The organism is Nocardioides sp. (assembly GCF_024509035.1).
Lineage (GTDB): Bacteria > Actinomycetota > Actinomycetes > Propionibacteriales > Nocardioidaceae > Nocardioides.
Genome location: NZ_JANINT010000042.1, coordinates 1 through 12021 on the forward strand (window position 1 = coordinate 1; position 12021 = coordinate 12021).

9 protein-coding genes are annotated in these 12021 nt (G+C 72.6%); 4 read left to right on the plus strand and 5 right to left on the minus strand.

The window, feature by feature from the left end; all coding sequences use genetic code 11:
* Positions 1–153: 153 nt before the first annotated feature.
* The gene (locus tag Q0L15_RS03890; RefSeq protein WP_296602382.1) at positions 154–1320 is read right to left on the minus strand and encodes a class I SAM-dependent methyltransferase; all 1167 of its coding nucleotides are present in this window, start codon (positions 1318–1320) and stop codon (positions 154–156) included.
* A gap of 190 nt (positions 1321–1510) precedes the next feature.
* Here Q0L15_RS03890 and groES point away from each other — a divergent pair, with 190 nt between their 5' ends.
* Together groES and groL are read left to right on the plus strand one after the other, a co-directional pair.
* Entirely contained in the window at positions 1511–1804 is a 294-nt protein-coding gene (groES, locus tag Q0L15_RS03895; RefSeq protein ID WP_183592203.1) for a co-chaperone GroES, read from the plus strand.
* 80 nt (positions 1805–1884) lie between these two features.
* Positions 1885–3510, plus strand: coding sequence for a chaperonin GroEL (groL, locus tag Q0L15_RS03900; protein WP_296602383.1), 1626 nt, complete (start codon positions 1885–1887; stop codon positions 3508–3510).
* A 55-nt stretch (positions 3511–3565) separates the two neighbouring features.
* Here the strand turns inward: groL and Q0L15_RS03905 are convergent, their stop codons facing one another.
* The gene (locus Q0L15_RS03905) at positions 3566–4591 is read right to left on the minus strand and encodes a hypothetical protein (protein WP_296602384.1); all 1026 of its coding nucleotides are present in this window, start codon (positions 4589–4591) and stop codon (positions 3566–3568) included.
* 35 nt (positions 4592–4626) lie between these two features.
* Positions 4627–6102 (minus strand): hypothetical protein, encoded by a 1476-nt coding sequence (locus tag Q0L15_RS03910; protein WP_296602385.1) that lies wholly within the window; start codon positions 6100–6102, stop codon positions 4627–4629.
* 93 nt (positions 6103–6195) lie between these two features.
* Between Q0L15_RS03910 and Q0L15_RS03915 the strand changes: the two genes are divergently transcribed.
* Both Q0L15_RS03915 and guaB read left to right on the plus strand, forming a co-directional pair.
* A complete protein-coding gene (locus Q0L15_RS03915) occupies positions 6196–7113 on the plus strand; it encodes a GNAT family N-acetyltransferase (RefSeq protein ID WP_296602386.1) in 918 nt (305 codons plus the stop codon).
* Between the two features lie 26 nt (positions 7114–7139).
* A complete protein-coding gene (guaB, locus tag Q0L15_RS03920) occupies positions 7140–8642 on the plus strand; it encodes an IMP dehydrogenase (RefSeq protein ID WP_296602388.1) in 1503 nt (500 codons plus the stop codon).
* Between the two features lie 12 nt (positions 8643–8654).
* Here the strand turns inward: guaB and Q0L15_RS03925 are convergent, their stop codons facing one another.
* Both Q0L15_RS03925 and Q0L15_RS03930 read right to left on the minus strand, forming a co-directional pair.
* Positions 8655–10778: a hypothetical protein gene (locus tag Q0L15_RS03925; protein WP_296602390.1), complete on the minus strand. Its 2124-nt coding sequence runs from the start codon at positions 10776–10778 to the stop codon at positions 8655–8657.
* 76 nt (positions 10779–10854) lie between these two features.
* Positions 10855–12021 (minus strand): hypothetical protein (locus tag Q0L15_RS03930; RefSeq protein WP_296602391.1); only part of this gene is annotated, 1167 nt, incomplete at its 5' end.

The window sequence follows — 12021 nt, forward strand, 5'->3', positions numbered from 1 at the left end:
CGCCCGCAGCCATGCCGCGCGCCGCAACCATGCCGCCGCAACCCCGCGCCCACGGCGACCACGCTTCTTCGAGAACCAGCAAGCGGAACCAACTGCGCGCCCGCAGCCGTCCGATCACCGCCACCCCGCGCAGGCCGTCGTGCGCCGCAGCGGTCAGAAGGGTCTGACCAGCAGGGCGACCCCGTGGCCGGCAACCCGGGTCAGCACGATCGTGGCCTCCTCGTCACCGGAGAGGTCCAGTCGCTTGCGCAGCTGCTCGGGCACGACGTCCACGCCGCGCTTCTTGATGGTGAGCCGGCCGATGTGGCGCTCGCGCAGCGCCGCCCGGAGCGCCTTCTCGCGGTAGGGCAGCTCCTCGATCACCTGGTAGCCGCGGGCGAACGGGGTGCGGTACGACGCGTCGGAGGCGACGTACGCGATGTGCTCGTCGACCAGCCTCCCGCCGACGCCGGCCGCCACCGCGGTGACCAGCCCGGCGCGGATCACCGCGCCGTCGGGCTCGTAGAGGAACGCGCCGACCGGCCCCACCTCCGCGCCCGGATCGTCCTCGTCGGTCAGGGTCGCGAGCCCGCCGTCACCGATGACGGTCGCCCGCCGCGCGGTGGTCGCGAGCCGTCCGGACCACAGCGCGGCCTCCTTCACCTCTCCGTGATCGCTGACCCACTCCGCCTCGACGCCGGCCGGGACCAGGTCGTGGGGGATGCCGGGCGCCACCTTGACGCACGCGTCCCGCGTCAGCAACCGCTCGACGAACGGCCACGGCGGCGTCCACCCGTCGACGTCGAAGGTCCGGCCGCGGGCGCTGCGACGCGCCGGGTCGGCGAAGGCGACGTCGAACGGCGTGGTGTCGAGCGTGGTCGCGTCGGACACCATCACCGCGCCGGGGAGCCCGAGGGCGTCGAGGTTGGCCTGGGCCACCGCGACGCGGACCGGGTCGAGGTCGACGCCGGCCGCAGTCAGCCCGGCGCGCGACGCCGCGACGAGGTCGCCACCGATGCCGCAGCCCAGGTCGACGAGCGTCGAGGCGGACGCGGCCACCAGCCGAGCGGCCCGGTGGGCGGCGACGCGCTGCCGGGTCGCCTGCTCGAGCCCGTCGGGGGTGAAGTACATCCGGTCGGCGTCCTCGCCGAACTTCGCGCGGGCCCGCACCCGCAGGGTGGCCTGCGTCAGCGCGGCAGCGACGTGCGCGGGATCCGCCGTACGCCGCAGCCGGGTCTGGGAAGCGAGGGTGTCCTCACCGGCCGCGACGGAGGCGCTGGCGTCCGCGAGGAGACGCTCGCCGTCGGCGGTCAGCAGCCAGCGGAACGCCTCGAGGTCCATCCCTGGATCCTGTCACCCCGGGGTCGCTGGCACTCAGTCGGCGAGAGTGCTAGTTTCTGAGTTGGCACTCTCCTCGGGAGTGTGCCAACGCTTGCTCCCCGGTGCGACCCCCGCGACGGCGCCCCGGACGGCAGGCACCAGACGTGCACCACCCATACATCGAGTGCCAGAAAGTAGAGGTTGATCAGGAGTGTCGGTCAACATCAAGCCCCTCGAGGACCGGATCGTCGTCAAGCCCCTCGACGCCGAGCAGACCACGGCCTCCGGCCTGGTCATCCCGGACACCGCCAAGGAGAAGCCCCAGGAGGGCGAGGTCCTCGCGATCGGCCCGGGTCGCATCGACGACAACGGCAACCGCGTGCCGCTCGACGTGAGCGTCGGCGACAAGGTCATCTACAGCAAGTACGGCGGCACCGAGGTCAAGTACGCCGGCGAGGAGTACCTCATCCTCTCCGCCCGCGACGTTCTCGCCGTCGTTTCCTGAAGTCCTTCCGGGTCGTGTGCCTGACGACGCGCTGTAGCGCGCGCTCAGGCACACGACCCGATCTTCGTTAGAGGAGAGAAATGCCCAAGATCCTGGAGTTCGACGAGCAGGGCCGCCGCTCGCTGGAGCGCGGCGTCGACGCGCTCGCCAACGCCGTCAAGGTCACGCTCGGTCCCAAGGGCCGCTACGTGGTCCTCGACAAGAAGTGGGGCGCCCCGACCATCACCAACGACGGTGTCACCGTCGCGCGTGAGGTCGAGCTGGACGACCCGTTCGAGAACCTCGGCGCCCAGCTGTGCAAGGAGGTGGCGACCAAGACCAACGACATCGCGGGTGACGGCACCACCACCGCCACCGTGCTCGCCCAGGCCATGGTCCACGAGGGCCTGCGCGCGGTGACCGCCGGCGCCAACCCGATGGGTCTCAAGCGCGGCATGGACGCCGCCGCCGAGGCCGTCGGCGACGCGCTCAAGGAGGCCGCTCGCGAGGTCGAGTCGCGTGAGGACATGGCCTCGGTCGCCACGATCTCCAGCCGCGACAGCGTCATCGGCGACCTGCTCGCCGAGGCCTTCGACAAGGTCGGCAAGGACGGCGTGATCACGGTCGAGGAGTCCAACACCATGGGCACCGAGCTCGAGTTCACCGAGGGCATGCAGTTCGACAAGGGCTACATCAGCCAGTACTTCGTGACCGACCCCGAGCGCATGGAGGCGGTCCTCGAGGACCCGTACATCCTGCTCCACCAGGGCAAGATCTCCGCGGTCTCCGAGCTGCTGCCCCTGCTGGAGAAGGTCATCCAGTCCGGCAAGCCGCTGTTCATCCTCGCCGAGGACGTCGAGGGCGAGGCCCTCTCGACCCTGGTCGTCAACAAGATCCGCGGCACGTTCAACGCCGTCGCGGTCAAGAGCCCGGCGTTCGGCGACCGCCGCAAGGCGATGATGCAGGACATCGCGACGCTGACCGGTGGTCAGGTCGTCGCCCCCGAGGTCGGCCTCAAGCTCGACCAGGTCGGGCTCGAGGTGCTCGGCCAGGCCCGCCGCGTCGTGGTCACCAAGGACGACACCACGATCGTCGACGGAGCCGGCGACCCCAAGGAGGTCGAGGGCCGGGTCAACCAGATCAAGGCCGAGGTCGAGAACACCGACTCCGACTGGGACCGCGAGAAGCTCCAGGAGCGCCTCGCCAAGCTCGCCGGCGGCGTCTGCGTGATCAAGGTCGGCGCCGCCACCGAGGTGGAGCTGAAGGAGAAGAAGCACCGCATCGAGGACGCCGTCTCCGCGACGCGTGCCGCGATCGAGGAGGGCATCGTCGCCGGTGGCGGCTCCGCCCTCATCCACGCGGTTTCTGTGCTCTCCGACGACCTCGGCCTCACCGGTGACGAGGCGCTCGGCGTCCGGGTGGTCCGCAAGGCCGCCGACGAGCCGCTGCGCTGGATCGCCGAGAACGGCGGGGTCAACGGCTACGTCGTCACCACCAAGGTCCGCGAGCTCGGTCTCGGCCACGGCTACAACGCCGCCACCGAGGAGTACGGCGACCTGGTCGCCCAGGGCGTGCTCGACCCGGTCAAGGTCACCCGCTCCGCGCTCGTCAACGCCACCTCGATCGCGGGCATGCTGCTCACGACCGAGACCCTGGTCGTCGACAAGCCCGAGGACGAGGAGCCCGAGGCGGCCGGTCACGGCCACGGGCACGGCCACGGCCACTAGTCCCATCCGACGTTGACCCGCCCGAAAGTTTCGGGCGGGTCAACGTCTATTTCGACTACTTCAGGCGTACGACGAGCGCCCGGCCGTCGCGCTGCGGCCAGACCTGCACGGGGTGGTCGCCGGGGCCGCCCGCCGGGACGATCTCGGAGTTGCCGATGTCGGAGTAGTCGAGCAGCCGACCGGTCGCGACGTCGTAGAACAGGTCGTAGAAGAAGACCCCGCGGTCGGTGGTGCCCAGCGACCCGTCGTCCATGGCGACCTGGATGATCGTGGTGACCTCGCCGGTGCGGTCGATGATGGCCGCCTCGATCTCCGGGAGGTCGCAGTTGAGGATCAGCACGAAGCGCCGGGCGTCGCTGCTCTGTACCCGGTCGCCGCGGGGAGCGCAGCCGTCGGGGAGCTCGGTACGCGTGACCTCACCGGTGGCGAGCTCACGCGTCGCGAAGTGGCTCGGCCCCCGGATGCCGTACTCCGACCACGCGAGGACGCCGTCGACGAACGTCGGGTTGCCGAGCTTGCGCCCCTGCGCCGCCAGGCTGTGGGGCCGGCCGAACCGGACCGACCAGACGTCCTCGCTGCTGTGCTCCTGGCGCGGACCGCTCGTGTACCAGACCGTGCGGCCCTGCACGCCGATCACGCGGTAGACGTCGCCGCGGTGCTGTGAGGCATCGGGCAGCCGGAAGCTGCGCATCCGCTTGCTCGATCGGTCGAAGCGGTAGACGGTCGCCAGCCCCTCGCGGTCGACGACGTCGTACCAGATCGTCGGGGCGGAGATGTCGATCATCGTGGGGTACGTGCCGGGTGCCGGCAGGTAGGTGCGCCGTCCGGTCTCCGGGTCGAAGAGCCGGAAGTGCGAGCCGCGGTCGTCGTAGCTGGTCAGCACGACCTTGCCCGACGCGGTGACCGCGTTCGCGTGCTCGCCCTCGCTCTCGCCGAGGCGGAGGGTCGCCAGGCGGGTGTAGTCGCGACCCGCCCGCGCGTGGATGGCGTCGTCCTGGGTGACGACCGCCGGCTCGGCCGCGGCCGAGCCGGCGACGCCGAGGGTGAGCAGGAGGGCGAGAGCGGGTCCGAGAGCACGCATCGGACGAGTCTAGGTGGGCTCACCTCTCGGTGTGCTCACCCGCAGGCGGGGGTGGGTTCTGGGCGGTCCGCGCCGCGCAGGAGGTAGATCGGGTGCCCGTTGCAGGCGGCGCCGTGGGCGACGTACCGCTCCTCGACGACGCGCACGAGCTCGTCCGAGGGGGTGGGCGCCCACGAGCGGAACGACGCCCACTCCACCAGCCAGGTGGGAGCGTCCGGCCCGGCGAGCAGCGCGCGCAGGTCGGCGTAGCCCGGGTCGCGGGTGCGCATCGGCAGGCTCCACAGGTAGGGGTACGGCGAGCCGAGCCCGCTCGCGTACTGCAGGTCGGCCCGGCCGCCGAAGGCGACGAGGGTGTCCCCGGGCGCCGCGGCGGTCCTCAACGCCTCCCCGGTGCGGACCTCGTCGAACTCCTGCTGCCCGGTGGCGTTCCACCCGACCCAGGCGACCATCGCGACCGCGGCGGAGGCGACGGTGGCGAGCACGGTCCCGCGGACCCTGCGTGCCTCGGGGCCCGGGCGGGCGGCCACCAGCGCGACGCACAGCGCGGCGCCCGGCACGAGCGGCGTGAGGTAGTCGCGCCAGAAGCTGCCGCCGCCGGCGAGCCCGACCAGGTCGGTGGCGACGACCGCGAGCGTCGCGGCCACGACCGGCGGGTCGTCGTCCCAGGCCCCGCGCAGGTGGGCGAGCAGCCCGGCCACGAGCGCCAGCAGGCCGCAGCCGACCGCGATCAGCAGCAGGACGGTGGCGCGCCGCTCCGGTGCGTCCGTGCTGCCGTCGGCGATCACGCCGGCCGCCTCGGCGCGGAACCCGTAGACGGCCTCCCACAGGGTGCCGAGCCGCACCCCCGCGGTCCGCGCCCAGAGGATCGTGGCGACGACGGGGACCGCTGCGCCCGCTGCACCCGCGCTCGCCAGCGCCAGGGCGCGGCCACCGGGCAGCCGGCCGGTGCGCCACGCCACGACGATCAGCACCCCGGCGAACACCAGCCCGGTCACGAGGTTCTGCTTGAGGCCGACGGCGAGACCCGCGGCGACGCCGGCGGCCAGCGCGAGCGGTGGCGACGTACGCCGGACCGACCGCGACGCCAGCAGCATGCTGCCCGTCAGCAGGGGGAGGGCGAGCAGCTCGCCCTTGACCGCGACCACGTCGATCATGGGGTTCGACAGGAGGGCGGCCGCGGCGGCCGCGGCCCAGCCCGCCGCGCGGGCCGTGGCGACCTCGCGCCCCAGCGCCCCGACCAGCAGCACCGTGGCCGCCACGACCAGGGCGCCCAGCACGCGCAGCGTCGTCACACCGCCGAGCTCGTCGACGGCCCGGAACACCACGATCAGCGACGGGGGCCGGTCCACCCAGAACGGCCCGAACATGCTGTCCGGCTGCGGGTCCCACGACCGGGCCACCAGGAGGAACCCGGCCTCGTCCGCGCGCACCGGCCGGGTCAGCGCGGGCAGTCGGGCCAGGAACGCGAGCGCCGCGGCGATCGCGACCGGGTGGCGGCGCAGGTGTTCCACGGGCCACACCCTCTCAGCACGCTCGACCCAGACGTGACGTGGGCGAAACACGCACGCATCGATCGTGCAACGTGGCCGGCGCACGCTGGCGCCATGTTGTGGAGAGCGCGTACGTCGTTGCCGGATCGGCCCGGGGCCCTGGCCCAGATCGCCGCCAGCTGTGGTGCGGCGGGCGTCAACATCCTGGGCCTGCAGATCTTCCCGGGCATCGAGTCGGTGACCGACGAGCTCGTGCTCCGCAGCCCCGAGGGATGGGACGAGGCGCGGGTCGCCGCGCTGCTGGAGGGTGCCGGGGGGCTGGCCGTCGTCGTGCTGCGCTGCACCGAGGCGGCCCTGACCGACCAGCCGACCCGCTACGTCCAGGCCGCGCGCACGATCCTGGCGATGCCGGCGTCCTTCCCCGAGGTGGTGGCGCGGCTCTTCGACGCCGAGGCCGACCCGGTGCCCGGCCGGGCGACCACCGTGCCGGAGCAGGACCTCATGGAGATGACGGTCGGTGACGTCCAGGTGCAGGTGCGGCGCACCGCGCCCTTCACCGCCACCGAGCACGCCCGGGGAGCATCGCTCGCCGAGCTCGTCTCGGACGTGCTGAGCCGCGCCCGCGAGAGCGCGGCGATGGCCCCGAGCCCGAGCCGCCGGGTCGGCGGCGGTGCGACGCCGGAGTACGTCGCCGAGGGCGACTCGGTCAGCGCGTTGATCGACGGCATCCCGGTCGGGCTGGCCGTCGTGCAGCCCGAGGAGCCCGCGGGCGAGGCCGCCGGCGTCCGCGCGGTGACCCTGCGGGTCGATCCCGCCTGGCAGCGCCGGGGCATCGGCACCCGCCTCCTCGTCGACGCAGCCCGGCTGGCCACCACGCTGGGCGCTGCCGAGATCGTGCTCACCACGCGCTCGGACAACCAGGCGGTGCTGCCGATGGTGATGGCGGCCGGCCTGCGAGGCCGGATCCGGATGGCGGCCGACACGTTGGTGGTCCGGGTGCCCGTCCGCGACCTCAAGCCGTTGGCGGTGTGATGGGGCGACGCCGGTAGGCTGAGCGAGTGGAGCTGCCTGAGAAGTTCGCCGCCCTGGGCCTGACCTACGACGACGTCCTCCTGCTGCCGGGTCACTCCGACCTGGCGCCGTCGGACATCGACATGACCTCGCGGCTCACCCGCGAGATCTCGCTGAAGGTCCCGCTCGTCAGCGCCGCGATGGACACCGTGACCGAGTCGCGGATGGCCATCGCGATGGCCCGCCAGGGCGGTCTCGGCGTGCTCCACCGCAACCTCTCGATCGAGGACCAGGCCTACCAGGTCGACCTCGTCAAGCGCACCCAGACCGGCATCATCTCCAACCCGGTCACGATCGGTCCCGACGCGACGCTCGAGCAGCTCGACCAGCTGGCGGGGGAGTACCGCATCTCCGGCTTCCCGGTCGTCGACGGCGAGAACCGCCTGCTCGGCATGATCACCAACCGCGACCTGCGCTTCACCCCCGTCGCGGAGTGGGCGACCACCAAGGTCGACGAGGTGATGACGCCGATGCCGCTCATCACCGGCCACTCCGACATCTCCCGCGAGGACGCCACGGTCCTGCTGCGCCAGCACAAGCGTGAGCGGCTGCCGCTGGTCGACGAGGCCGGCCACCTCACCGGCCTGATCACCGTCAAGGACTTCGTCAAGGGCGAGCAGTTCCCCAACGCCTCCTACGACGACGCCGGCCGGCTCATGGTGGGCGCGGCGATCGGCTACTTCGGCGACGCCTGGGAGCGCGCGACCACGCTGATCGAGGCCGGCGTCGACGTCCTCGTGGCCGACACCGCCCACGGCAACGTGCGGTTGCTGCTCGACATGGTGCGGCGGCTCAAGACCGACCCGGCGACCAAGCATGTCCAGGTGGTCGGCGGCAACGTCGCGACCCGCGAGGGCGCCCAGGCCTTCGTCGACGCGGGCTCCGACGCCGTCAAGGTCGGCGTCGGACCGGGCTCGATCTGCACCACGCGGGTGGTCACCGGTGTCGGCGTCCCCCAGGTGACCGCCGTCTACGAGGCGTCCCTGGCCTGCAAGCCCGCGGGTGTCCCGGTGATCGCCGACGGCGGCATGCGTCACAGCGGCGAGATCGCGAAGGCGCTGGTCGCCGGTGCGGACACCGTCATGGTGGGCTCCCTGCTCGCGGGTTGCGAGGAGTCGCCCGGCGAGCTGGTCTTCGTCAACGGCAAGCAGTTCAAGGCCTACCGCGGCATGGGCTCGCTCGGTGCCATGTCCAGCCGTGGCAAGAAGTCCTACTCCAAGGACCGCTACTTCCAGGCCGAGGTCACCAGCGACGACAAGATCGTGCCCGAGGGCATCGAGGGCCAGGTGGCCTACCGCGGCCCGCTCGCCGCGGTCGCCCACCAGCTCATCGGTGGCCTCAACCAGTCGATGTTCTACGTCGGCGCGCGCACCGTCCCCGAGCTGCAGGAGAAGGGCCGCTTCGTGCGGATCACCTCCGCCTCCCTGCAGGAGAGCCACCCCCACGACGTCCAGATGACCGTCGAGGCGCCCAACTACTCCGGCCGCTGAACCCCGGATCCACTAGGGGAACGCGTAGCCCACCTGGGTGATCCGCACCCGGGCGCGGGGCGACTGCTGGATCGTCAGCTTGGTCTGCGCGGCCACCGGCACCTCGAGCAGGCGGGTCACCGTACGCCGCCGGGGCACCGGGAACGGCACCGTGCCGCGCCCGGCGGAGAGCCGCAGGGTCCCGGCCCGTGCCGCCGCTGAGATCCGCACCTCGACCAGCACCGAGGACGCGGTGTCGGGCAGCCCCAGGGCCACCCTCCGGGAGCCCGCGAACGTGGCGGAGAGCACCGAGCGTGCGGCGGGCCGCAGGCAGTCGCTGACCCGGGCTCCGATCGCGCGCAGGCCGATGGTCGTGGCCGCGGGGTCGAGGATCATCCCGCCGGCGACGGCGCACTGGTAGCCGCCGGTGATGCTGCCGGCCTCGAGGACGGTGACCCGGCGATCCGCGGGATAGGTGGTGTCCCCGATGGGCTGGAGGCGGCCCGACAGGGCGGCGTTGCCGGTCACGACGAGCCGACCGGCCGCCTTCGGCTCGCTGCGGAGCGTGGCCATCAACGGTCGGTAGATCCCCGCGATGTTGGTGGCGAGGTCGCCGTCGACGGTGAGCACGCCGCTGGGGCGGATGTCGGCCGGGCCCGCCGGCAGGTCGCCGGTGATGGTGCCCTCGCCGGTGATCCGGGCGCCGCTGGTGAACGTCGTACCGGCCAGGTCCCAGGCCGAGGCGCCGGAGTGCTCCACGGTTCCCTGGCCACCGAGCTCGATCCACCGCAGGATCGCGGGATCCTCGGACTCCTGGCCGTCGGCCTGCTGGCCGATCTTCATGGTCGAGCCTTTCTGGAGGGTGACCCGTCCGGTGTCGGTGCAGCAGCCGCCGGCGTCGATGGTGGCGCCCGCCGGGACCTCGAGAGTGGCCTTGTCAGGCATGATCAACCGCCCGCCGCCGCCCAGCACCCTCAGCGTCGAACCCGGTTCGACCCGCAGGCCGCCGGCCGGCGTGAGCCAGCCGGTCTGCCCCGGCAGGGTCCGGTCCCAGACCTCGACGGTGGTCTGCGTCCCGGGTTCGGTCGAGGCCTTCACGCCGTCTGCTGTGGTCAGTCGTCCGCGGATCCGTGCGCCGGCCAGCTCCACCGACCCCTTGCCGACGATGCTCCCCACCCCGGACACCTCGCTGTAGGGGCCGAGCCGCAGGACCGTGTCGTCGTCGAGGCCGAGCTTCTCACCGTCCTCGATGAACTTCAGCGTGCCGTCCGGCAGCAGGGGATGGTCGGGGTCGTAGGCCTCGCCGTCGGTCTCGGTGATGTCGACGGTCCCACCGCCCTTGATCGAGGCATCGCCCACGGTGCCGTTGATCGCGTGGCCGCCGACCCGGATCGGGCCGCCCGTGATCTCCAACGTGTTGCCCTTCGAGACGACCACGTCGCCGGCCAGGTCGATGCCGAGCTCGTCGAAGCGCGCGGTGTAGCCGGTGGCGCCGATCGCCGAGAACACCTCGAGGGTGCCGTCGACGATGACCGTCGACGTGGCGCCGCTGCAGCACCGGCTGCCCAGCACCTTGGCGGCGGGGTCGACCAGCAGCTTGCCCGTGCTCGCGATCCGCATGTTGCTGTCGAACATGAACGTCAGCCACGGGTCGTCGCCGGCCGCGAGCCCCGCCATCAGCGACACGGTGCTGTTGATCGTGAGGGTCTGGTGGCCGGTCAGCCTGCTGGTCCCGTTGCCGAAGCGCATCGGGGACTGGCCCATCATGATGTACGACGGGGTCGGGTCGAGCGGCGGCGCCGAGACCATCAGGTCGGTGTTGATGTCCCCGCCGTTCCACTGCAGGCTTCCGGTGATGACCTGGCCCTCGCCGGTCATCGACACCGCCCGGGGCGCCGTGGGGTCGCCGCTGACGCTCAGGCTCGTGAGGGTGACGTCCGGGACCTCCGTGATGTTCGAGCGCGGGCCTGGTCCGAGCTCCACGGCGTCGCCGTCCTTCGGCACCCCCTCGGGACGCCAGTTCTTCTTGTTCCCCCACACGTTGCTCTCGGCGCCGCTCCAGGTGTACGTCGTGGTCGCGTGGGCGGGCGCGACCGGGACGAGCAGGGTGACGACCAGCGTGGCGACGACGCCGCCGAGCAGGGTGAGCGGGCGCATGGTGCCTCCTCGAGACCGGTGCGCCCGATCCTGCTCCGCCCGAGCCCGCCGGGGAACGGCCCGCTCGGGCCATTGACTACACCGGACGGTAGATCAGGAGCGTGCCCGGCACCGACTCGTCGTGGGCGTTGACGATCCCGACCTCGTAGCGCTCTCCGCGCAGCAGCACGCCGGCCATCGCCGACGCCGGGCCGGTGGCGCGGCCGAGGAACGCGGAGCCGCCGCGGGTGCGCTCGCCCTCCCAGTAGGCACGGGACATCTCGCCCTGGGCGACGAACCCGAGCAGCTGGTCGGTCGTGGAGAAGTCGAGGACGCCCCCGTCGCGGATCACCCGGTCCAGCTGCCAGGTGCGGCCGGCGTACTCCACGACGGTGTCGACGGACATGCCCTGGACCTGGCGGGTGGGGCTCGGCTGAGAGTAGATGCCGACCCCGACCTCGGCGTCCGCGGTGTCGACCTCGGGACCGTCGAACCCGCGCGTCACGTAGGCACGGACGGTGTGCCGCGCGGCTGGACCGTCGTCCTCGAAGGAGGACCATGAACCACCGGGGTCGCGGCTGTCGGTCCCACGGCACGGGCCCGTGATCGGGCCGTCGCCGTCGAAGTCGACGTTGAGCCAGAGCCCCTTCTCCTGGGTCGTGCAGTAGCTCGCGAACCGGACGTCGGAGAGCCGGCCGCGGAAGCTGACCGTGACCTGCGACTCGCCCTCCCGCGCGAAGGCCGCGGTCAGCAGCCGGGCATCCGCCACCGAGTCGCGGAAGACGGCCGTGCCGTTGTCGACGCCGGGCGCCAGCTCGCCGGTCGCCTCGTAGACCGCGACACCGACGCGGGCCTGCGGGCCGGCCCCGTCGATCTCGACCCGGAGCCGCTGGCCGCCACCGACGGGCACCGGCAGCTCGAGGTCCTGCGATCCGCGGGCCCGGGCGACCGCCTCGCCGTCGAGGAAGAGCGTCGCCGTCCCGGACCCGAGGTCGCTGGCGACCAACGACACGGCCTGGCTCTGGTCGGACTCCGGGACCTTGAGGCCGTGGTCCTCGGTGAGCGACGAGGTGCTCGTCAGGGTGTAGGGGAAGCCGGAGATCGCGACCTCCTGCGGGACGTCGACTCCGACGACCACCGGTCCCGCCGGCTCGATCGTCGAGGGGTCGCGCAGGGCGCCGAGCCCCGCGATGCCCGCGACCGCGACGCTGGCGGCGGCGACCGCGGCGATCCCGGCGCGGCGGCGTCGGGCGGCCCGGATGCG